General features: G+C 72.1%; 21 protein-coding genes. 15 read left to right on the forward strand and 6 right to left on the reverse strand.

All coding sequences use genetic code 11. The annotated features are described in order from the left end of the window. Positions 1-2: 2 nt before the first annotated feature. The 3 genes from DAE25_RS01185 to DAE25_RS01195 are packed head-to-tail and all read left to right on the forward strand — an operon-like array spanning position 3 to position 2,499. Positions 3-725: an ABC transporter permease gene (locus DAE25_RS01185; RefSeq protein WP_234410771.1), complete on the forward strand. Its 723-nt coding sequence runs from the start codon at positions 3-5 to the stop codon at positions 723-725. Continuing rightward, positions 722-1,495 carry an ABC transporter permease gene (locus tag DAE25_RS01190; RefSeq protein ID WP_107764436.1) on the forward strand — a complete coding sequence of 258 codons (774 nt, stop codon included), beginning with the start codon at positions 722-724 and terminating at the stop codon, positions 1,493-1,495. Before DAE25_RS01185 ends, DAE25_RS01190 begins: the two co-directional genes overlap by 4 nt. Before the next feature lie 56 nt (positions 1,496-1,551). Then, positions 1,552-2,499 carry an ABC transporter substrate-binding protein gene (locus DAE25_RS01195; protein ID WP_107764437.1) on the forward strand — a complete coding sequence of 316 codons (948 nt, stop codon included), beginning with the start codon at positions 1,552-1,554 and terminating at the stop codon, positions 2,497-2,499. A gap of 113 nt (positions 2,500-2,612) precedes the next feature. Here the strand turns inward: DAE25_RS01195 and DAE25_RS01200 are convergent, their stop codons facing one another. Then, positions 2,613-3,731 (reverse strand): glycosyltransferase family 2 protein, encoded by a 1,119-nt coding sequence (locus tag DAE25_RS01200; protein WP_107764438.1) that lies wholly within the window; start codon positions 3,729-3,731, stop codon positions 2,613-2,615. 36 nt (positions 3,732-3,767) lie between these two features. Here DAE25_RS01200 and DAE25_RS01205 point away from each other — a divergent pair, with 36 nt between their 5' ends. The 10 genes from DAE25_RS01205 to DAE25_RS01250 all read left to right on the forward strand — a co-directional run bounded on the left by DAE25_RS01205 (position 3,768) and on the right by DAE25_RS01250 (position 15,146). After that, positions 3,768-4,925 (forward strand): sulfotransferase family protein, encoded by a 1,158-nt coding sequence (locus DAE25_RS01205; RefSeq protein ID WP_234410772.1) that lies wholly within the window; start codon positions 3,768-3,770, stop codon positions 4,923-4,925. After that, positions 4,922-5,872, forward strand: coding sequence for a glycosyltransferase (locus DAE25_RS01210; protein ID WP_107764439.1), 951 nt, complete (start codon positions 4,922-4,924; stop codon positions 5,870-5,872). Before DAE25_RS01205 ends, DAE25_RS01210 begins: the two co-directional genes overlap by 4 nt. A 184-nt stretch (positions 5,873-6,056) precedes the next feature. Further along, the gene (locus DAE25_RS01215; protein ID WP_107764440.1) at positions 6,057-7,040 is read left to right on the forward strand and encodes a Rossmann-like and DUF2520 domain-containing protein; all 984 of its coding nucleotides are present in this window, start codon (positions 6,057-6,059) and stop codon (positions 7,038-7,040) included. Next, entirely contained in the window at positions 7,037-7,942 is a 906-nt protein-coding gene (panC, locus tag DAE25_RS01220; protein WP_107764441.1) for a pantoate--beta-alanine ligase, read from the forward strand. The genes DAE25_RS01215 and panC overlap by 4 nt, the downstream gene beginning before the upstream one ends. After that, positions 7,942-8,358 (forward strand): aspartate 1-decarboxylase, encoded by a 417-nt coding sequence (gene panD / locus DAE25_RS01225; protein WP_107764442.1) that lies wholly within the window; start codon positions 7,942-7,944, stop codon positions 8,356-8,358. The genes panC and panD overlap by 1 nt, the downstream gene beginning before the upstream one ends. A 9-nt stretch (positions 8,359-8,367) precedes the next feature. Then, positions 8,368-10,056, forward strand: a complete 1,689-nt coding sequence (locus tag DAE25_RS01230) for an L-aspartate oxidase (RefSeq protein ID WP_107764443.1) — start codon at positions 8,368-8,370, stop codon at positions 10,054-10,056. Next, a complete protein-coding gene (gene nadC, locus DAE25_RS01235) occupies positions 10,053-10,973 on the forward strand; it encodes a carboxylating nicotinate-nucleotide diphosphorylase (RefSeq protein WP_107764444.1) in 921 nt (306 codons plus the stop codon). Before DAE25_RS01230 ends, nadC begins: the two co-directional genes overlap by 4 nt. Position 10,974: 1 nt before the next feature. Beyond that, entirely contained in the window at positions 10,975-11,748 is a 774-nt protein-coding gene (locus DAE25_RS01240) for a type III pantothenate kinase (protein WP_107764445.1), read from the forward strand. Between the two features lie 130 nt (positions 11,749-11,878). Further along, a complete protein-coding gene (locus DAE25_RS01245; protein ID WP_107764898.1) occupies positions 11,879-12,214 on the forward strand; it encodes a histone-like nucleoid-structuring protein Lsr2 in 336 nt (111 codons plus the stop codon). Between the two features lie 331 nt (positions 12,215-12,545). Continuing rightward, the gene (locus DAE25_RS01250; protein WP_107764446.1) at positions 12,546-15,146 is read left to right on the forward strand and encodes an ATP-dependent Clp protease ATP-binding subunit; all 2,601 of its coding nucleotides are present in this window, start codon (positions 12,546-12,548) and stop codon (positions 15,144-15,146) included. 186 nt (positions 15,147-15,332) lie between these two features. Here DAE25_RS01250 and DAE25_RS01255 read toward each other — a convergent pair whose 3' ends face one another. Beyond that, positions 15,333-16,199, reverse strand: coding sequence for an HhH-GPD family protein (locus DAE25_RS01255; protein WP_107764899.1), 867 nt, complete (start codon positions 16,197-16,199; stop codon positions 15,333-15,335). An 81-nt stretch (positions 16,200-16,280) separates the two neighbouring features. On the opposite strand from DAE25_RS01255, the gene DAE25_RS01260 reads away from it, so the two are divergent. Then, positions 16,281-17,090, forward strand: coding sequence for a hypothetical protein (locus DAE25_RS01260; RefSeq protein WP_159083510.1), 810 nt, complete (start codon positions 16,281-16,283; stop codon positions 17,088-17,090). Between the two features lie 333 nt (positions 17,091-17,423). On the opposite strand, the gene disA is transcribed toward DAE25_RS01260, so the two are convergent. Together disA and radA are read right to left on the reverse strand one after the other, a co-directional pair. Then, on the reverse strand, positions 17,424-18,506 hold the full coding sequence (gene disA, locus DAE25_RS01265; protein ID WP_107764448.1) for a DNA integrity scanning diadenylate cyclase DisA: 1,083 nt from the start codon (positions 18,504-18,506) through the stop codon (positions 17,424-17,426). A 42-nt stretch (positions 18,507-18,548) separates the two neighbouring features. Then, entirely contained in the window at positions 18,549-19,952 is a 1,404-nt protein-coding gene (gene radA / locus DAE25_RS01270) for a DNA repair protein RadA (RefSeq protein ID WP_107764449.1), read from the reverse strand. A 74-nt stretch (positions 19,953-20,026) separates the two neighbouring features. Between radA and DAE25_RS01275 the strand changes: the two genes are divergently transcribed. Further along, positions 20,027-21,070, forward strand: a complete 1,044-nt coding sequence (locus DAE25_RS01275; RefSeq protein WP_107764450.1) for a LacI family DNA-binding transcriptional regulator — start codon at positions 20,027-20,029, stop codon at positions 21,068-21,070. Positions 21,071-21,112: 42 nt separating this feature from the next. Here the strand turns inward: DAE25_RS01275 and DAE25_RS01280 are convergent, their stop codons facing one another. After that, positions 21,113-21,700, reverse strand: a complete 588-nt coding sequence (locus DAE25_RS01280; protein WP_234410773.1) for a class I SAM-dependent methyltransferase — start codon at positions 21,698-21,700, stop codon at positions 21,113-21,115. 113 nt (positions 21,701-21,813) lie between these two features. Then, positions 21,814-22,452, reverse strand: a complete 639-nt coding sequence (locus DAE25_RS01285; protein WP_107764451.1) for a VOC family protein — start codon at positions 22,450-22,452, stop codon at positions 21,814-21,816. Positions 22,453-22,459: the final 7 nt, after the last annotated feature.

The raw sequence follows: 22,459 nt of genomic DNA on the forward strand, positions 1-22,459 counted from the left end.
CGGTGACCCTACTGGTGCAGGCCGCGCAGATCCGGCTGTCGAGTGCCGACGAGCCGAGCTGCTACAGCCGGCAGGTCAACGAGTGGGTCTGCGGCGAGTACGTCGTGGACCGCTGGGACGAGATCGTCGACGCCACGGTCCAGCACATCGGCATCACGGTGGTGGCGGTGGTCCTCGGGCTGCTGATCGCGTTCCCGCTGGCGCTGCTGGCGCGCCGGCTGCCGCGGATGGAGTCGAGCATCCTCGCGGTGACGACCGGCATCTACACGGTGCCCTCGCTCGCGCTCTTCCCCCTGCTGGTGCCCTTCACCGGGCTGTCGGCCACGACGGTGGTCATCGGGCTGGCGCTCTACGCGCTCACCATCCTCGTCCGCAGCCTGCTGGAGGGACTGCGCTCGGTGCCCGACGAGGTGCGCGAGTCCGCGGTCGGCCTCGGCTACGGGCGCAGGTCCCTGCTGATGAAGGTCGAGATGCCGCTGGCCCTGCCGGTGGTGATGGCCGGCCTGCGGGTCGCGACCGTCTCGACCGTCGCGCTCACCACGGTGGGCTCGCTGGTCGCGTACGGCGGCCTCGGCAACCTCATCAAGGACGGCGTGCTCACCAACTTCCGCGCCGAGCTCTTCACGGCGTCGGTGCTGTGCGTGGTGCTGGCGGTCGTCTTCGACGCGCTGCTGGTGCTGATGCAACGGGTGCTCACGCCGTGGACGAGGGGAGTGCGGGCATGACGGTCCTCACGGACATGTGGGCCTACCTGTCCGACCCGGCCAACTGGACGGGCAGCGACGGGATCCTCGCCCTGATGGCCGAGCAGCTGCTGCTCACCTTCACGGCCCTGCTGATGGCGATGGTGCTCGGGCTGCCGCTCGCCCTGTGGCTGGGCCACCTGGGCCGGGGTGGCTTCCTGGCCATCAACATCTCCAACATCGGCCGTGCGGTGCCGACCTTCGCGCTGCTGGCGCTGCTGGTCGTCGCACCGTGGCCGGGCACCGACTCCTTCGGCCCCTACGGGCGCGCCGGCCTGGCGACGCTGATCGCCCTCACCCTCTTCGCGCTGCCGCCGATCATCACCAACTCGTACGTCGCCATGCGCGAGGTCGCGCCCGACGTGCGGGAGGCGGCGCGGGGGATGGGCATGACCGGCCGCCAGCAGTTCTGGCGGGTGGAGCTCCCGCTGGGCCTGCCGCTGGTGATGTCGGGCCTGCGGCTCGCGCTCGTGCAGGTCTGGGCGACGGCGACCATCGCAGCGCTGGTGGCCGGGCCCGGGCTCGGCCGGATCATCACCGACGGGTTCTTCCGCTCCAACTACGGCAAGGGCATCGCGGGTGCCGTCGTGGTGGCCGCGGTCGCGCTGGTGCTCGAGATGGCGGCGGCGCTGGCGCAGCGCGCGGCCGACCCCGCGCGGCGTACGGGTGCATCCACCCCCGCAGGTGGTCACGACGACGCGTTGTCGGTGACCGGGGCTACCGTGGAGTCCTCCGCCGAATCCGTCGGCTGAACGCAGCATCCGGACACGCGCACCCTCGGGATGCGGGACACAGAAGGAAACCTCCCATGCACCTCGCTCGCACGTTCGCCGCGGTCTTCGCCGCCGGCGCCCTGACCCTCACCGGCTGCGCCGGCGACGACCTCGCCGACGACTCCGCCTCCGACCCGGAGACCTCCGCCGCCGCCGACAAGGGCTCCCTCACCCTCGCCGGGCAGAACTTCCCCGAGGCCACCCTCGTCGCCTCGATGTACGAGCAGCTCCTCGAGGACGCCGGCTACACCGTCGAGACCAAGCTCGTCGACTCCCGCGACGCCTACATGCCGACCTTCCCCGGTGACGTCGACATCGTCCCGGAGTACGTCGGCGGCATCGTCAACTTCCTCAACACCCAGGCCAACGGCGCCGACGCCGAGCCCTTCGAGGCCGGCGACGGCGAGCAGCTCGCCTCCGACGGCGCGTCCCTGCTCGAGGAGGCCGGCATCGAGCTCCTCGACCTCTCGCCCGCCACCGACGCCAACGCCTTCTTCGTGACCCAGGAGTTCAGCGAGGCCGAGGGCGTCACCACGCTCTCCGACCTCGAGGGCCAGTCGGTCACCCTGGCCGCGGCGCCCGACTGCGAGGGCCGCCTCGACTGCGAGGGCGGTCTCTCCGACGAGTACGGCATCGACGTCACCGAGGTGTTGCCGCTCGGCTACGCCTCCGACCAGACCTACCAGTCGGTCCTCGACGGCGAGTCCGAGCTCGGCGAGACCTCCACCACCGACGGCACCCTGGAGTCCCAGGGCCTGGTGATCCTCGAGGACGACAAGCAGATCCAGCCGGCGCAGAACCTCGTGCCCGCCGTGTCCGCCGACTTCCTCGCCGACAACCCCGACGTCGCCGACATCCTCAACCCGCTGATGGCGGCGCTGACGACCGAGGGGCTCACCGAGCTCAACGGCCGGATGGCCGTCGACCGGGAGACCGCCGAGGACGTCGCGGCCGACTTCCTCAGCGAGCAGGGCCTGCTCTGACCCGCTGACCGCTTCGTGCTTCCGACAAAGTCCCCGCTGAGGCGGGGACTTTGTCGCTTGCTGGCCGACATTTCGGCCAGCAAGCGTCAACATCCCCGCTGGAGCGGGGACTCTCACACCTCGTGCGGCCGCACCTCCAGCGCCGCAGGGTCCACCGTCGCGACGTCGAGCACCCGGTGCGGTACGTCGAGCCGCCATGCGCCGCTGGCGACGTCCTGCACCCTGCCCGCCGGCCCGTCCAGGCCCGCCACCCAGGTCATCAGCTCGGCCGCCTCGGAGCGCCGGTCCTGCTCGACCAGCCACCCGCAGAGCCGGTGCACGGGCGGCAGCCCGCTGTGCACCAGGGAGCGCTGCCCCCAGATCTCCAGCACCCCGGCCCGCAGCAGCCGCCACCACTCCTCGCTCGCGCCGGGGATCAGCAGGAAGTAGCGCCACAGGTCGCCGACCAGCACCCGGTCCACGACGTACGACGTCACCCCCGGGTCCCCGTGCTCCTCGACCGAGGCGAGGGTCATCCGCTTGGTCTCCCAGCGGTCGACGAGGTCGGGCACCGAGGCGCGCTGCTGGGTGATCGAGCTGCCGTCCGAGCGGATCCGCCAGTGGTAGACCGGCTCGTCGAGGACGTCGAAGGTGCCGGCGAGATAGGCGCGGGTGGTGGTCGGCTGGTCCTCGTAGCGGATCCGCTCGGGCCACGACAGCCCGGCCGACTCCCAGAAGGACCGCCGGAACAGCTTGTTCCACGCGAAGACGTCGCCGAGGATCTCGGGGTGGTCGTGCGCCCGCACCCCGGTCAGGGGCGGGTGGTGCAGCCGGCGCATCCACGGCGGCTCGGACAGCGTGCCGTCCTCCCAGCGCAGCACCGAGCCGGTCGCGAAGTCCGAGCCGGAGGCCTCCAGGGATCCGACCAGGACGGCGAGGGCGGTCGGGGGGAGCACGTCGTCGGAGTCGAGGAAGGCCAGGTAGTCGCCGCGGACGTGCCGCAGGCCCTCGTTGCGGGCGGCGCCGAGCCCGCCGTTGTGGGTGTGCACGACGCGGATACGCGGCTCGCGGGCGGCCCACTCGTCGGCGATCTCGCCGGCCCGGTCGGGGGTGCCGTCGTCGACGACCACGGCCTCCCACCGGGTGTGCGTCTGGGCCACCAGGGAGGCCAGGCAGGCGGGCAGCCACTCCTCCACGGCATAGACGGGCACGACCACGCTGACGAGGGGCTGTCGCCGACCAAACCACTTCACAGGTGGGGACAGTAACGAGTTGTAGGCTCACCGACCGTGACTGAGGCGAGCGGGACCACCGGAGCGACGACCGGACCGACCATCGGAGCGACGGCCGGATCGACGACGCAGCGGCAGGCCCGGGCCATCGACGAGATGAATCCCGACGGCGTCCCCCGCAAGGTGCTGTTCGTCGCCGGGGCCGGTCGCAGCGGCACCTCCACGATGGCCGGCATCACCAGCCTGCTCGGCATGCACGTCCCGCTGCCTGAGGTCCCCGCCGACGCGTCCAACCCCCGCGGCTTCAGCGAGCCCCAGTGGGTCGTCGACCTCCACGACCGGCTCCTCAAGGAGGCCGGCGTCCAGGTGAGCGACAGCCGGCCGAACGCCTGGTTCGAGACCGGTCGCATCTCAACCCGCGAGCCCGCCCGGATCCGGGTCGCCGAGTGGCTCGAGCCGCACTTCGACGTCCACCCCGAGCTGGTCGTCAAGGACCCGCGGCTCAGCTGGTTCATCGGGCTGTGGCGGGTCGCGGCCATCCGCACGGGTGCGACCCCCGTCTTCGCCACGATGCTGCGCCCCCCGGCCGAGGTCGTGGGCAGCAAGCAGAAGTACTACGCCAACAAGCTCGGCGCCTCGCACCTCGCCGCCAGCTGGCTCAACATGCTGCTCCACACCGAGCGCGCGACCCGCGAGAACGCCGGCGGCGCCCGGGTCTTCGTCCGCTACGAGGACCTGCTCACCGACTGGGTGAAGACCACCATGCACGTCGGCCGGTCCCTCGACCTCCAGACCATCATCCACACCCGCAGCGACCAGATCCGCGAGGTCCACCGCTTCATCGACCCCAACCTGCGCCGGGTCACCCAGAGCCTGGACGACCTCGGTCTCCCGCCGCGGCTGCACGAGCTGACCGCCACCACGTGGGAGGAGCTCAACAAGCTCGCCGAGCCCGACGGCGACACCACCGAGGTGCACGCCACCCTCGACGAGCTCCGCGACGCCTACACCGACCTCTACGAGGAGGCCGAGGCGATCAGCAAGTCGTCGGTCGTCGCGGCCCGGATCGCCGGTGCCCAGGCGGCGGGCGCCGACCAGCCGGCCCCGGCCGGCGGCCTGGCCGACAAGATCCCGCACGACGTGCGCGCCAAGATCCCGCCGTCCGTACGCCGCGGCGTACGCAAGGCGCTCGGTCGGGAGCGGTCCCAGGGATGAGCATCCCCATCGGCTCCGGCCATGGCCTCAGCAACCTCGAGGGGCACACCGACTTCGACATCGTCTGGCCCTGGAACCGGGAGGGCGGCCTGCGTCGGGGCGCCACCGCGGTGCTCCGGGTCAAGAACGAGGCGCCCTCGATGCGTTTCGTGCTGCCGCCGCTGCTGCGGGCCTGCGACCACGTGCTCGTCGTCGACAACGGGTCGGACGACGGCACGGGCGAGGCGGCGCGGGCCGCGGCCGCGGACGCCGGCCTGCCGGACAAGCTGACGCTCGCGGAGTACCCCTTCTCCGTCGCCCGCGCCGGCGCGGAGCACCTGGCCGTCAACGAGCGGTCGGTGCACTCGCTGGCCTACTTCTACAACTGGTGCTTCAGCCACGTCCGGACCCGCTACTCGTGGAAGTGGGACGGCGACATGGTCCTCACCACCGAGGGCGAGGTCTCGCTGGCCGACCTGTCGTGGCAGATCGGGATGACCGACGCCGTGGTCCGCATCCCGCGCCACGGCCTCTACATCAAGGACGACACCACGGCTTACCTCGACCTCGGCCTGCGCAACATCGAGGAGTGGGGCTTCCCGATGAGCCCGGACTTCGTCTACTCCAAGGCGCCGGAGTGGGAGATCCGTACGACACCCGAGACGTTCCGGATGTTCGCGCTGCCGCAGGGCCTCGTGGTCGAGCTGAAGTACCTCGACGGCGACGAGTTCGCGCACTGGACCGACCCGGCGTCGTTCGCCACGAGCATCCGCAACCGGCGCAAGCGCCGCGAGTGGACGGTCTTCAACGCGCTCAACAACGGCGAGGTCCCCGAGGGGGTCACCGAGATCGTCGCCCCGGCCGGGGTGCACGTCGTCGACCACGTCACCCACGCGTGGCTGCCCCGTGCCCCGCGCCCGTTCGCGGTCGACGACCCCGACCACGCCAAGCTGCACCTGCGCGCCTGACACCGCCCATCCCGGACGGTCGGCGCCCGCCGCCCACCACCTCGGTGTCGGGTACGTCACGTTCACCGACTGTTCACACGGCCGTTTCGCCGGGCGTACTCTCGTCGCAGTCACGAGCACATCGAGCGGTACCCAACCTGCCCCATCGGGGGGCAGCGGGACTGAAACGAGAGGTTCGCACCAGATGACCCAGCCCAGCACGGGCCTGCGGGTCGGCGCCATCGGCGCCGGTCGCGTCGGCGCGACCCTGTCCGCCGCCCTCGTCCGCGCGGGCCACGAGATCGTGGCCGTCGCCGGCGAGTCCGACGCCTCCCGCCAGCGCAGCGCCGCACTGCTGCCCGGCGTACCCCTCGCGAAGCCCTCCGACGTCGCCCGGGCCTGCGACCTCCTGCTGCTCACCGTCCCCGACGACATGCTCCCCAACGTGGTCGCGATGCTGAGCGCGTCCGGCGCGATCCGCGAGGGCCAGTACGTCGTCCACACCTCCGGTCGCCACGGCCTCGCCGTCCTCGAGCCGGCCGCCGCCGTCGGTGCCCGCGTCATCGCGCTGCACCCGGCGATGACCTTCACCGGCACCGAGGTCGACCTGCCCCGCCTCGCGGGCTGCGTCTTCGGCGTCACCGCCGGGGACGCCGAGCGCGAGCTCACCGAGCGGCTGGTCGCCGACCTCGGCGGTCGCACCATGTGGGTGCCCGAGGACCGTCGCACGCTCTACCACGCAGGTCTTGCCCACGGAGCCAACCACCTGGTCACCCTCGTGACGCAGGCGATGGAGCTGCTCTCCCAGGCGATGGACGTCACGGGTGACGGCAGCGACGCCGTCAGCCCCGCCGACACCCTGCGCCCGCTGCTCACCGCGGCCCTCGACAACGCCCTCGCGCAGGGCGACTCCGCCCTCACCGGGCCGATCGTCCGCGGCGACGTCGAGACCGTGCGTGCCCACCTCGCCGACATCGCCGCGACCGCCCCGCACACGCTCCCGTCGTACGTCGCGATGGCCCGCGCGACGCTCGAGCGCGTCGTCCTCGACGGCCGGGTGCTGCCCATCCGTGCGGCCAAGCTGGCCTCGGTCCTCGACGCCGCGGAGGTCTCGACCCCGCTCGACCGCCAGGCCCCGCTCGACCACCAGGGCGCTCCGGCGGCCCGGCCGGGGTCCTCGCGTCGATGACCGCCACGCCCGTCCTCGCGTCCACCCGCGAGGAGCTGAGGTCCTGGCGCGCACAACGGCCCGGCCGCGTCGCCCTGGTGCCGACCATGGGTGCCCTCCACGAGGGGCACGCCAGCCTGATGCGCACCGCTCGCGAGCACGCCGACACCGTGGTGGTGAGCGTCTTCGTCAACCCGCTCCAGTTCGGTGAGGGCGAGGACCTCGACCGCTACCCCCGCACCCTCGACGCCGACCTCGACGTCTGCGCGGCCGAGGGCGTCGACGTGGTCTTCGCGCCGTCAGTGGACGAGGTCTACCCGCACGGCGTGCGCAGCGAGCGGGGCGTCACCGTCGACCCCGGCCGGCTCGGCGACATCCTCGACGGCGAGAGCCGCCCCGGTCACTTCACCGGGGTGCTCACGGTCGTCGCCAAGCTCCTCGGCCTGGTGCAGCCCGACGTCGCGGTCTTCGGCCAGAAGGACTACCAGCAGCTCGCGCTGATCACCCGGATGGTCGGCGACCTCTGCCTGCCGGTCGAGGTCGTGGGCGCCGAGACCGTCCGCGAGGCTGATGGCCTGGCGCTCTCCAGCCGGAACCGTTACCTCGACGCCGACCAGCGGATCGCCGCGGTCGCGCTCAGCCGCGCGCTGCGGGCGGCGCGGGAGCGGGCGGCGTACGGCGTCCCCTCGGCGCGCTGGGCGGCGATGCGGGTCCTCAAGGCGGAGCCGGGCGTGGAGCTCGACTACCTCGCGCTCACCGGTGTCGACCTCGGCGAGCCGCCCGCGCACGGTGAGGGCCGGATCCTGGTGGCCGCCCGGCTCGGCACCACGCGGCTCATCGACAACATGCCCATCGTCTTCGACACGCTCCCGCAGGCGGGCACCCCCACCGGGGGCCCGACCACCCACGAAAGGAGCAGCTGATGCTGCGCACGATGATGAAGTCCAAGATCCACCGGGCCACCGTCACCCAGGCGGACCTCCACTACGTCGGCTCGGTGACGGTCGACGAGGACCTCCTCGACGCCGCCGACCTGCTCGTGGGCGAGCTCGTCCACATCGTCGACGTCACCAACGGCGCCCGGCTGGAGACCTACACGATCGCCGGCGAGCGCGGCTCGGGCGTGATCGGCATCAACGGCGCCGCGGCCCGCCTGGTGCACCCCGGTGACACCGTCATCCTCATCGCCTACGCGCAGGTCGAGGACGCCGAGGCCCGCGAGCTCACGCCCTCGGTGGTGTTCGTGGACGCGGACAACAAGGTGATGGCCACCGGCTACGACCCCGCCGAGACGTTCGGCGACCCGTCGCTGACCCGCGGCGACGCCGTGTCCCGCTAGCCTGCGCTGATGCAGTCGACGTCCACGGTGACGCTTCCCCAGCGCCTGCGGGCGCCCGACCCGGGCTGGACCACCCGGGCGGACGTCGTGGTGATCGGCTCCGGGATCGCCGGGCTGACGGCCGCGCTGCGCATCCACGCCGAGGACAGCTCGCTGTCGCTGCTCGTCGTCACCAAGGACGTCCTCAACGCCGGCTCCACCCAGTGGGCGCAGGGCGGCATCGCGGCCGCCCTCGGGCCCGGTGACACCCCCGAGCAGCACCTGCACGACACCCTGGTCGCCGGCGCGGGTGCCTGCGACGAGGAGGCGGTCCGGGTGCTGGTGACGGAGGGGCCCGATGCGGTCCGCGAGCTGATCGACCTGGGCACCGTCTTCGACCACCACCCCGACGGCGAGCTGTCGCTGACCCGGGAGGGCGGCCACCACCGCGACCGCATCGCCCACGCCGGCGGCGACGCCACGGGCGCCGAGATCCAGCGGGCCCTCATCGCCGCCGTCGAGCGGGCACCGGCCATCGAGGTCATCCAGCACGCCCTCGCGGTCGACCTGCTCCGCGCCGACGACGGCGGCGTCGCGGGCGTCACGCTGCACGTGCTCGGCGAGGGCCAGCGCGACGGGGTCGGGGCCGTGCACTGCCGGGCGGTGGTGCTGGCCTCCGGCGGCCTCGGCCAGGTCTTCTCCCAGTCGACCAACCCGAGCGTCTCGACCGGTGACGGGATGGCCCTGGCGCTGCGGGCCGGAGCGACCCTGCGCGACCTCGAGTTCGTCCAGTTCCACCCCACCGTGATGTACCTCGGACCCGACTCCCAGGGCCAGCAGCCGCTGATCTCCGAGGCGGTCCGCGGGGAGGGGGCCTTCCTCGTCGACTGGGAGTGCGCCCGCTTCATGCAGGGCGAGCACGAGCTCGCCGACCTCGCGCCCCGCGACGTGGTCGCCAAGGCGATCACCCGTCGGATGATCGAGACCGGACGGCCGCACATGTGGCTCGACGCCCGTCACCTGGGGGCGGCCTTCTGGGAGCGCCGGTTCCCCACCATCCTGGCCGTCTGCCGCGAGCACGGCATCGACCCGGCGACCGACCTGATCCCGGTGGCGCCGGCCCAGCACTACGCCTCCGGCGGGGTCGCCACCGACCTGCACGGCCGCTCCGACGTCCCCGGCCTCTACGCCACCGGGGAGGTGGCCTGCTCCGGCGTCCACGGCGCCAACCGGCTGGCCTCCAACTCGCTGCTCGAGGGGCTCGTCTTCTCCCGGCGGATCGCCGCGGTCCTGCCCGGCGAGCTCCGGCCGTGGGCCGACCCGGTCGCCGACGACCCGCGTCCCGACGGTCTCGTCGCCGGGGACCGCCGCCGTCCGCTGCAGGAGCTGATGACGACCCGGGTCGGCGTGCTCCGCTCGGCCGACGGCATCGGAGCCGCCCTCGACGGGTTGTCCGGCCTGGGCGCCGACGGCCACGAGGCCCCCGGTGTCGACGGGTGGGAGACGACCAACCTGCTCTCCCTCAGCACCGCCCTGGCCGGCGCCGCGCTGCTCCGCGAGGAGACCCGCGGCTCCCACTGGCGCGAGGACTTCCCCGAGCGCGACGACGTCGCCTGGGCCGGGCACGTCGACAGCCGCGTCGTCGACGGCCTGCTCCGCCAGGACTTCGTCCCGGCTCCCTCGACCGACCCGTCCACCCCCACCGCGGAGAAGCGATGAACCCCACGCCGTACGACGCCCTGCCGCCGGAGCTGCTCGCCGAGGTCCGCGACGCGGGGCTCGACCCGGAGCAGGTCTACGCCGACATCGCCCGTGCCCTCGCCGAGGACCTGCCCGACGGTGCGGACGACGCGACGAGCGTCGCGACGATCCCGGCCGACGCCACCGGCCGGGCAGACTGGGCGGCCCGCGAGCCCGGGGTCGTGGCCGGCCTCGCGCTCGCCGCGATGGTCTTCCACTTCGTCATGGGCGACGCGGTCACGATCACCGGCCGGGTCCCCGACGGCACCCGCGTGGACGCGGGCGACGTCGTGCTGCACGTCGCCGGGCCGACCCGCGGCCTGCTCACCGCCGAGCGCACCGCCCTCAACTTCGCCAGCCACCTCTCCGGGGTCGCCACCGCCACCAGCCGCTGGGTCGCGGCCCTCGAGGGCACCGGAGCCCGGGTCCTCGACACCCGCAAGACGATGCCGGGCTGGCGGGCGCTCCAGAAGTACGCCGTGCGGTGCGGCGGTGGCGTCAACCATCGCTTCAGCCTGGCCGACAAGGCGATGATCAAGGACAACCACGTCATCGCGGCCGGGGGAGTGGTGCCGGCCATCGAGGCCGTGCGGGCGGCGTACCCCGGACTGCCGATCATCAGCGAGGTCACCGACCTCGACCAGCTGCGGGCCCTGCTCGACGTCGGCGCGGAGTGGATCCTGCTCGACAACATGGACGACGCGACGATGGCCGAGGCGGTCCGGATCACCGGCGGTCGGGCGATCCTCGAGGCGTCCGGCGGCCTCACCCTCGAGCGCGCCCGCTCGGTCGCCGAGACGGGCGTCGACTACATCTCGGTGGGGGCCCTGACGCACAGCGTGGTGGTCTTCGACCTCGGCATGGACCTCGTCGACGACAGCGCCACGGACTCCTGAGATGACGCTCCTCGCGGCCGACATCGGCAACAGCCACACCTTCCTCGGCCTCTTCGACGGCGAGGAGGTGGCGCACCACTGGCGGGTGGCCACCGACGAGCGGCGTACGTCGGACGAGTGGGCCGTCCTGGTGCGGGGGCTGCTCGCGGACGTGGACGCCACCGGGATCACCGGCATCTCCGTGTGCGCGACCGTCCCGGCGGTGCTGCACGAGTGGCGCGACATGATGGCCCGCCACTTCCCGCAGGCGCACAGCGTCGTCGTCGAGCCCGGCGTGCGCACCGGGGTCCCGGTGCTGATGGACAACCCGCGGGAGGTGGGTGCCGACCGCATCATCAACGCGCTCGCCGCCGCGACGCTGTACGGCGGCCCGGCGATCGTCGTGGACTTCGGGACCGCGACGACCTTCGACGTGGTCAGCGGCGCCGGCCAGTACATCGGCGGCGCCATCGCCCCCGGCATCGAGATCTCGCTGGAGGCCCTCGGCCGTCGGGGCGCCCAGCTGCGCAAGGTGGAGCTGGCCCGGCCCCGCTCGGTCATCGCCAAGAACACCGTCGAGGCACTGCAGAGCGGGATGATCTTCGGCGTCGCTGCGCAGGTGGAGGGCATCGTCGACCGGATGATCGCCGAGCTCGGCGTCGCGGTCGGCGACGTCACCGTCATCGCGACCGGTCACCTCGCGACGCTGCTGCTCGACGAGTGCGACTGCTTCACCGAGCACTCCCCGTGGCTCACGCTCCAGGGACTGCGCCTCGTCTATGAGCGCAACTCTTGAATTCCACTCCCTTCGGTCAATAGCCAATGGTCAATACCATTTGGCGTGGCTATTTGCTTTTGCGAATTGCGCGCGAGTATCTTCCTGACACCCCCGAGTAGTAATGCTCGTCTTCTGGAAGAAGGAAAACGTGGCACAAAAGGTCAACATCATCCTGGTCGACGACCTCGACGGCTCCGAGGCCACCGAGACCGTCTCGTTCGGCCTCGACGGCGCGTCGTACGAGATCGACCTCAACGACGGCAACGCCGCCGCCCTGCGTGAGGCCCTGAGCGGCTATGTCGGCCACGCGCGCAAGGTCACCGGCGGCGCCCGCCGCGGTCGCCGTGCCGGCTCCGCCTCCTCGTCGTCCGGCGCCTCCAACACCAAGGACGTCCGCGAATGGGCCAAGTCCCAGGGCATGGACGTCTCCGAGCGCGGACGCATCTCCGCCGACGTCCAGCAGGCGTACGACGCCGCGCACTGAATTAAGTCTCGATCGGCGCCGCATTCCCGTCCGGGAGTGCGGCGCCGTGTCATTGATTCCTTGACAATCGACCCATGCTCATCGGCCATTGCCCCTTTCCGGTCCCGGTTGCACTGTCGATGTGATTCCCGCGAGGCCGTCGCGCTGTGGCCCGCACGTGCGACCTGTGTGGACGAAGGGTGGACGTCGGCCGCCTCGCGGGTGTTCGCTGAGAGCGGACGCCTCCGCTGCGCGACCGGGAACACGTAGGGTGGAGTCGGGCGTTGAGCCCACTGTCCGCCCACCGTCTGACGGTGGTCTCGCGGACGCACAGACGGAGCAAGGAGCGCACATGTTCGAGCGGTTCACCGACCGAGCCCGGCGAGTTGTCGTGCTGGCCCAGGAAGAGGCCCGCATGCTCTCCCACAACTACATCGGCACCGAGCACATCCTGCTCGGGCTGATCCACGAGGGCGAAGGCGTCGCGGCCAAGGCGCTGGAGTCCCTCGACATCTCCCTGGAGGCAGTGCGCGCCCAGGTCGAGGAGATCATCGGCCAGGGCCAGCAGGCCCCGTCCGGCCACATCCCCTTCACGCCACGCGCCAAGAAGGTGCTCGAGCTGTCGTTGCGCGAGGCGCTCCAGCTCGGCCACTCCTACATCGGCACCGAGCACATCCTGCTCGGGCTGATCCGCGAGGGCGAGGGCGTGGCCGCCCAGGTCCTCCAGAAGCTCGGCGCCGACCTCAACCGGGTCCGGCAGCAGGTCATCCAGCTGCTCAGCGGCTTCCAGGGCAAGGAGTCGGCCGCGTCCGGCTCCGCCACCGGCGGCTCGTCGTCCGAGGCGCCCTCGAGCTCGCTGGTCCTCGACCAGTTCGGCCGCAACCTGACGCAGGCCGCCCGCGAGGGCAAGCTCGACCCGGTCATCGGGCGCGAGCAGGAGATCGAGCGCGTCATGCAGATCCTGTCGCGCCGCACGAAGAACAACCCCGTCCTCATCGGCGAGCCCGGCGTCGGCAAGACGACCATCGTCGAGGGCCTGGCCCAGGACATCGTCAAGGGCAACGTGCCCGAGACGCTCAAGGACAAGCAGATCTACACCCTCGACCTCGGCGCGCTGGTCGCGGGCTCCCGCTACCGCGGTGACTTCGAGGAGCGCCTCAAGAAGGTCCTCAAGGAGATCCGCACCCGCGGCGACATCGTGCTCTTCATCGACGAGATCCACACCCTCGTCGGTGCCGGCGCGGCCGAGGGTGCCATCGACGCTGCCTCGATCCTCAAGCCGATGCTGGCCCGTGGTGAGCTCCAGACCATCGGTGCCACCACGCTCGACGAGTACCGCAAGTACCTCGAGAAGGACGCCGCCCTCGAGCGCCGCTTCCAGCCCATCCAGGTGCAGGAGCCCTCGATCGCGCACACCATCGAGATGCTCAAGGGCCTGCGCGACCGCTACGAGGCGCACCACCGGGTGACCATCACCGACGAGGCGCTCGTCTCGGCCGCGACCCTGGCCGACCGCTACATCTCCGACCGGTTCCTGCCGGACAAGGCGATCGACCTCATCGACGAGGCGGGCTCGCGCCTGCGCATCCGTCGGATGACGGCCCCGGCCGACCTGCGTGAGTACGACGACAAGATCGCCGACGTGCGCCAGCGCAAGGAGGCCGCGATCGACGGCCAGGACTTCGAGGCCGCCGCGCGCCTGCGCGACGAGGAGAAGCAGCTGATCGCCCGCAAGTCCGAGCGTGAGTCGCAGTGGCGCTCGGGCGACATGGACGAGGTCGCGGAGGTCGACGAGGAGCTCATCGCCGAGGTGCTCGCCGTGGCGACCGGCATCCCGATCGTCAAGCTCTCCGAGGCGGAGTCGACGCGCCTGCTCAACATGGAGGACGAGCTCCACAAGCGCGTGATCGGCCAGGAGGAGGCCGTCAAGGCACTCTCCCGCGCCATCCGTCGTACGCGTGCCGGACTCAAGGACCCCAAGCGTCCCGGCGGGTCGTTCATCTTCGCCGGGCCCTCGGGCGTCGGCAAGACGTGGCTGTCCAAGACGCTCGCCGACTTCCTCTTCGGCGACGAGGACTCGCTGATCCAGCTCGACATGAGCGAGTTCGGCGAGAAGCACACCGTGTCGCGGCTCTTCGGTTCGCCTCCCGGCTACGTCGGCTACGAAGAGGGCGGCCAGCTCACCGAGAAGGTCCGGCGCAAGCCGTTCTCGGTGGTGCTGTTCGACGAGGTCGAGAAGGCCCACCCGGACATCTTCAACAGCCTGCTGCAGATCCTCGAGGAAGGTCGCCTGACCGACTCGCAGGGCCGGGTGGTCGACTTCAAGAACACCGTCATCATCATGACCACCAACCTCGGCACCCGCGACATCGCCAAGGGCGTCAACCTCGGCTTCCAGCAGTCGGGCGAGGCGGGGTCCTACGACCGGATGAAGAGCAAGGTCTCGGAGGAGCTCAAGCAGCACTTCAAGCCCGAGTTCCTCAACCGCGTCGACGAGATCATCGTGTTCCCGCCGCTGTCGCAGGACCAGATCGTCTCCATGGTCGACAACATGATCGCGGGCGTCGAGCTGCGGCTCAAGGACCGCGACATGCAGCTCGAGCTGACCCAGCCGGCCAAGAACCTGCTGGCCCAGCGGGGCTTCGACCCGGTGTTGGGTGCGCGCCCGCTGCGTCGCACGATCCAGCGCGAGATCGAGGACGTGATGGCCGAGAAGATGCTCTTCGGCGAGATCGGCCCCGGTCAGATCGTGCTGGTCGACGTGGAGGGCGAGGGTCCGTCCGCGACCTTCACCTTCCAGGGCCAGAAGGTCTCGGCGCTGCCCGACCTGCCGCCGTTCGAGACGGCCGACGTGGGCGCCGAGTCGCTCGACATCGCGGTCCCGGTCGAGGGCGAGGGTCCCGACGACTCCGAGGGTCCCACCGACGTCCCCCGGGCCACCGGTCCCGAGTGACGATCGACTGACACCGCACCACCACGAGGAGCCCCCGGCGCACCCGCGCCGGGGGCTCCCGTGCGTCCGGGACCCGTCTGTCTCGCCGCCCCCGGGAGTGGACCTCTCCTGGGGTAGTCCCCGACGAACGGACCCCGGGTCGGGACTCTGAGGGGTCCGATCGTCACGGACTACCCCGGGACCCGACTACCCCGGGAGGGCGTAGCCGCCGTCGACGATGGCGACGAGGCCGTCCTCGACCAGGCCGGCCAGGCAGCGCTCCCGCTGCTCGGCGCCGGGCCACACCGCCTCGATCGCGGCCGGCCGGACGGTGCCGTCGGCTTCACGGAGCACGGCCATGATCCGGCCGCGGCACTGGCGGTCGGTGCCAGCCCAGGCCTGCCCGCGCCGCGGGGGACCGTCGTACGCCGGCCGGCCGGCCGCCAGCCACGCGCACCGGTCCGCGACCGGGCAGGCGTCGCACCGCGGGTCGCGGGCGGTGCAGACGAGGGCGCCCAGCTCCATGACGGCCACCGCCCAGGTGGCGGCCGTGTCCTCGTCCTCGGGCAGCAGGTCGGTGGCCAGGTCACGCTCCGCGCGGGTCACGGACGCGCCCGGGAACTCGACCCCCGACACCAACCGCGCCAGCACCCGCCGCACGTTGGTGTCGAGCACGACGTGCCGGCGGCCGAAGGCGAAGCTCGCCACCGCCGCTGCGGTGTAGTCGCCCACCCCGGGCAGCGCGATCAGCTCGTCGTACGCCGCCGGCACCTCGCCGTCGTGGCGCTCCACGAGTGCCACGGCCGCGGCATGCAGCCGCAGCGCGCGCCGCGGATAGCCGAGGCGACCCCACATCCGGACCGCCTCTCCGGTCGGCTCGGCGGCGAGGGCCGCCGGCGTCGGCCAGCGCTCCATCCAGGCGTCGTGGACCGGCAGCACCCGCACGACCGGGGTCTGCTGGAGCATGAGCTCGGAGACCAGCACCGACCAGGCGGAAGCGTCCGGCCGACGCCACGGCAGGTCGCGCGCGTGGGCGTCGTACCAGTCGAGGATCGGCGCGTGCAGGTCGGTCATCGCGGTGATCGTACGCACGGATCCGCGGGGGCCCGGTGTGGCACCACCTCGCGCGACCACGCTGCTCCTAGGGTCGGGGTCATGCCGTCCTCGCGCCCTGCCCCTCCGATGGCACCGCGTGGTCCTCTGCCCGCTCGCGTCTACTGGTTCCGTCGCCTCGTGGTGCTCGGGGTGGCCGTGCTCCTGGTCGCGGGCCTGGCCCGTCTCCTGGGCGGCTCGAGCGACGCGTCGTCCGACGAGGACCCCCAGGCGACCACCGCCGGCGCGACGACGAGCACGAGCGCCGACCCCGGCGAGAGCGCCGCGACCCAGGCGCCGACCGTCCCGACGGACAAGCCGAAGCGCAAGAAGAAGAAGCAGACCCCGACCGAGCCTCCGCTCGCCGAGCCCGTCGGCACCTGCGAGAACGGCGACATCGTCGCCACCCCGACCATCACCGAGGCGCCCGGCGGCAGCGACGTCCCGATCACGCTCAACCTGCGCACCCGTGTCACCGCCGCCTGCACCTGGACGGTGTCCCCGGACACGCTGACCGTCAGCATCACCTCGGGCACCGACTCCATCTGGTCGAGCCGCGAGTGCCCGGCGGCGATCGTGCCTCAGGACGTCGTGGTGCGCCAGGCCGTCGACGCGCCGGTCGTCATCACCTGGAACGCCAAGCGCTCCGACGACGAGTGCTCCGCCTTCACCGAGTGGGCGATGCCCGGTTTCTACCACGTGGAGGCGGCTGCCCTCGCGGGCGAGCCGACCGACGTGCAGTTCGAGCTGGTCCGCCCCGCCAGCGAGGTGATCACCAAGACGGTGACGCCGAAGCCCCAGAAGGGGAAGAACAAGCAGCAGGACAACGCCCACCAGCCCGGTGAGGACGGCGAGGGCAACTCCGCGGGTTGAGAGCCCGCCGCTTCGCGCGGCGCCCCGGACAAGTAACGCGGTGTTAGACGGACGAAACCCGCCCTCGACGCCTTGTTTCGTCCGTCTAACACCGCGTTACTTGTGTGCTCGCCCCCCGGGCCGGGTCCGAGCCGGCGCGGGCCTGAGGCGCATGTCGACGCAGTGCGTGCGAAGCGCGCGCGGGTGCGCGCCTCTCGACCTCGACGCGCCCGTCGCGAGCTCGTCCCCTTCGAGACGGCGCTGGCGCGCCTCCTCAGGACGGCGCCTCGCTCGCGGGGCTTGCTCGATCTGGCCACGCCCACCAGGACGCGCGAGCGCGTCCTGCTGCGTGACTCAGATGTAGCGCTCGGTGATGCTCGACTCCGCCAGCCGGGAGAGCCCCTCGCGCACGCTGCGGGCCCGCAGCTCGCCGACGCCCTCGACGGCCTGGAGGTCGTCGATGCCCGCGGAGAGCAGCTGCTGGAGGCCGCCGAAGTGCTCGACGAGCCGGTCGACCACGGAGCCCGGCAGGCGCGGCACCTTGGCCAGCAGACGGTAGCCCCGCGGTGCGACCGCGCCGTCGAGGTGCTCGCCGGTGCCGAGACCGAGGACGGCCGCGACCGCGCCCGGGTCGACGAGCTCGGTGGGGGAGAGCGTGGAGAGGTCGCCGAGGATCACCGACGCCTCGACCTTGCGGCGCTTGCCGGCGGGGAGGTAGTCGCGGACCACCAGCTCGCGCTCGGCGTCGACACCGGTGATGAGCTCCTCGAGCTGGAGCGACAGCAGCCGGCCGTCGGTGCCCAGCTCGAGGACGTAGTCGTCGATCTCGCGGGCGATCCGGGTGACCATCTCGAGTCGCTGGGCCACGACGGCGACGTCGCGCACGGTCACGAGGTCCTCGATCTCGAGGGCCGACAGGGTGGCCGAGACCTCGTCGAGACGCAGCTTGTAGCGCTCCAGCGTCGCGAGCGCCTGGTTGGCGCGGGAGAGGATCTTGCCGGAGTCCTCGAGGACGTGGCGGATCTCGCCGACGTAGGCGGCGATGATCTGCATCGACTGCGACACCGAGATGACCGGGTGGCCGGTCTGCTTGGCCACCCGCTCTGCGGTGCGGTGCCGGGTGCCGGTCTCCTCCGAGGGGATCGACTGGTCGGGCATCAGGTGGACCGCGGCCCGCGAGATCCGGGTGACGTCGCGGTCGACGATGATGGCGCCGTCCATCTTGGCCAGCTCGCGCAGGCCGGTGGCGGTGAACGGCACGTCGAGGGTGAAGCCACCGGTCGCGAGCGACTCGACCATCTTGTCCTGGCCGAGCACGATGAGCGCGCCGGTGCGGCCGCGGAGGATGCGCTCCAAGCCGTCTCGCAGGGCGGTGCCGGGCGCGATCATCGCGAGGGTGGCGCGCAGGCGCAGCACGTCGTCCGAACGCTCGGGCACGGTGGTCCTCTCTGACGGGTACGACGCCGGGCGTCGCGGCGCTCAGTCTAGGGGACGCAGTCGGGGGTGGTCGGCCTTCGTGACACGCAGGGTGGAGAGCGCGCCCCACACCGTGCCCTCGGAGATCACCCGGAGCCCGTCGACCATCCGGTGCGACCCGGTCTCGGGCTCGTGCGCCTCCCGCGGCACCACGGCGACCTCGAAACCGAGCCGTGCTGCCTCGGCCAGGCGCTGCGGCAGGTCGCGCACCCGGCGCAGCTCACCGGCCAGCCCGATCTCGCCCATCGCCACGACCCCCTTGGGCGGGGCCAGACCGTGCGTGGCGCTGGCGATGGCCACCGCGACGGCCAGGTCGGTGGCCGGCTCGGTGAGCCGGGCGCCGCCCACGGTCGAGGCGAAGACGTCGTGGGCGTGCAGCTTGATGAAGGCGTGCTGCTGCAGCACGGCCAGGATCATCGCCACCCGGGAGGAGTCGATGCCCGACGTCGTGCGCCGCGGACGCTCGAGCGGCGAGGGTGTCACCAGCGCCTGGACCTCGGCGAGCAAGGGCCTGCGGCCCTCCATGGTGACGGCGACGCACGTGCCGGGCACCTGCTGGCTGTGGTGCTCGACGAACAGGCCGGTCGGGTCGGTGACCGCGGTGATGCCGCCGGCGGACAGGTCGAAGCAGCCGACCTCGTCGACGGGGCCGAAGCGGTTCTTCATCGCGCGGACCATCCGGAAGCGGGAGTTGCGGTCGCCCTCGAAGTTGAGCACCACGTCGACGAGGTGCTCGAGGACCCGCGGGCCGGCGATCGAGCCGTCCTTGGTGACGTGGCCGACGATCACCGTGGTGATGTTGCGCGTCTTGGCGACCCGGACGAGCGCGGCCGCGACCTCCTTGACCTGGGTGACGCCGCCGGGCACCCCCTCGATGCCGGGCGCGCCGATGGTCTGGATCGAGTCGATGACCAGCAGGGTCGGGCGCACCTGCTCGATGTGGGTGAGCACGGCCCCGAGGTCGGTCTCGGCCGCGAGGAACAGCTCGTCGTGGACGCCGCCGGTGCGATCGGCGCGCAGCCGCACCTGCGAGGCGGACTCCTCGCCGGTGACGTAGAGGGTGCGGGTGCGCACCCGGGCGGTCTGGGCGGCCACCTCGAGCAGCAGCGTGCTCTTGCCAACACCGGGCTCGCCGGCCAGCAGGATCGCCGCACCCGGCACCAGCCCGCCGCCCAGCACGCGGTCGAGCTCGGGGACCCCGGAGGAGCGGAACGTCGCGTCCTCGACCGACACCTGGCCGATGGGCACGGCCGGGCGCGTCACGGGTGAGGCCGTCGTGCGCCCGGTCGGGGTGGCGGCCGCCTCGGCGACCGACCCCCAGGCCTGGCACTCACCGCACCGGCCCACCCACTTGCCGGTCTCCCAGCCGCACTCGGAGCACTTGTAGGCGGCGCGCTGTCTGCTCATGGGCGGCACGCTAGGCGACAGCACCGACAGCGCGGTTATGCTGCCCCTGATTGGAACGATCAAGGGGGCCGAACATGTCGCGACCGGAGTCTCGGTTGGGTGCACACCTGCCGGTGTCCCCACCGACGCTGGCCGACGTCGCCGAGCGCGCGGGGGTCAGTCGCCAGACGGTGTCCAACGCCGTCAACAACCCCGACCTGCTGCGTCCGGGCACGCTCGAGCGGGTCCGGGGTGCCATCGAGGAGATGGGCTACTCGCCCAACCGCGCGGCCCGCAACCTGCGCACCCGCACCTCCCAGCTGATCGGCCTGCGCGTCTCGCCGGTCCAGGAGGGCACCGCCAACGCGATGATGGACCGCTTCGTCCACACCCTCGTCGAGACCTCGGCGCTGGCGGGGCACCACGTGCTGCTCTTCACCGGTGACGACGAGGACCCGGTCGCGGGCTACGACAACCTGCTGCGCTCGACCGCGGTGGATGCCTTCGTCGTCACCGACACCTACCTCGGCAACCCGCAGGCCGCCTGGCTCGCCCAGCAGCGGGCGCCGTTCGTCGCCTTCGGACGCCCGTGGGACCGCGCCAGCGCCCGCCACCCGTGGGTCGACGTCGACGGGGCCGCCGGCACCCGGCTCGCGACCGAGCACCTCATTGCCAAGGGCCACACCCGCATCGCCTGGATCGGCTGGCGCAAGGACTCCCCGATCGGTGAGGACCGGCGCGCCGGCTGGCTCAAGACCATGCACGAGCACGGGCTCCCCACCACCGGCCTCGCCAGCCGGGTCGAGGACACCGTCCAGTCCGGGGGAGAGGCGGCCGCGGTGCTGCTCGACGAGTCGGAGCCCACCGCCTTCGTCTGCGCCTCCGACACCCTGGCGATGGGCGTCCTCCACACGCTGTGGCTGCGCCAGCTCGCACCCGGCAAGGACATCGCGGTGGTGGGCTTCGACGACTCGCAGGTCGCGCAGGTCTACCCGGTGGGTCTGACGTCTGTGCGCCAGCCCCTCGAGGACGTCGCGGTCGAGATCGTCAACGCCCTCCAGAGCCTGCTGTCCCACCAGCCGGCCCCCGAGGACGGCGTGCTCCTCACCCCGACGCTGGTCGTGCGCGAGTCCTCCTGACCGGCGTGCGACGGCCCGCCGCTGCTGAGAGCGGCGAGGGGGTCAGTACTCCCGCCACCAGAGGTTGACCGCGTAGTCCACCTCGGTGCCCTCGTGGGACGCGAGCACCCGCTCCGCGACCTCGGGGGAGAACTCGATCCGCACCACCGCCTCGAGGTCCTCGCGCCGCGCGAAGGACCAGCCCATGTCGACCGGCACCCGGGTCCAGCCACGCCCCGACCAGAAGCGCTCGACCTCGTCGGGGTCGACCATCGGGTAGCCGAGGCGGAACCACGCCCCGAACGTCGACCGGCTCGCGTCGTTGTCGATCACGAACGCCGTGCCCCCGCGGCGTACGACCCGGTCGAGCTCGGCCAGGCCCGGCTCGCAGCCGGGACCGAAGAAGTAGGCCCACCGGGCCTGCACGACGTCGACCGACGCGTCCGGTAGCGGGAGGTGCTGGGCGGTGCCCTGCCGCACCTCGACGTGGTCGAGCCGACGCGTACGACGCCGCGCGAGCGCGACGAGGGAGGCGTGCGGCTCGACGCCGATCACCGTCCGGGCGTGCTCGGCCCAGCGGGGGAGGTGGAAGCCGGTGCCGCACCCGACGTCGAGCAGGACCCGGTCGTCCCAGGACGCGACGGACCGCATGGCGGCCTCGATGCGGCCGTGCGGGTCCGCGGCGAGGTTCTCGAGCTCGTAGGTCTCCGGGTGGTGCCAGATGTTCGGGCTCGGTGTGGCCCCGTCACGAGCCGGCGGACGGCTCAGAGCCGGACGAGCCCGGAGGGCGTCTGGATCTGGACCGCGATGATCCCCGGGGTGCCGTTGGGGGCGACCCACTCCACCTTGATGTCCTCGAGCGGTGCCTCGACGGTCTCGCCGAGCCACTCGCTGACCCGCTGCGGGTCGCCGGCGATCTCGAGCGCCACCAGCGAGAAGTCGCTGTCGGCGGCGTTGCTCGGGTGCATCTCGGCCGGGGACTCCCACTGGAGGAAGTAGGGGAGCTGCGGGTCCGACAGCAGCCCGTGGACGCCGATCTGGCGCCAGAGGAGCTCCTTGCCGTTGGGCAGGTGCCGGTTGCCCTTGACCGACTCGCGGCCGAGGCGGGTCTCGACGACGGTGATGTCGTCGACGGCCACCACCCAGCCGAGCCAGCCGCCACCGAGTGCGGAGCGAGCGCGGACGGCCTGCCCGAAGGGGGCCTTGTCGCTCGCGGGATGGTCCAGCACCTCGACGATCTCGATGTAGGTGCGGCCGTCCAGCGGCATGATCATGTTGCGGGTCCCGAAGCGGGGATGCACGCCGCCGTCGATGAAGTTCTTGCCGAGCTGGCCCCCGATGCGCTGGGCAGTGCTGGCAAGTCCATCCGGTCCGGCTGCGAACGAGAGATGGTCCAGGCGCATGCGAGCA

Source organism: Nocardioides terrigena (genome assembly GCF_003047265.1).
GTDB classification, from domain to species: Bacteria; Actinomycetota; Actinomycetes; order Propionibacteriales; family Nocardioidaceae; genus Nocardioides; species Nocardioides terrigena.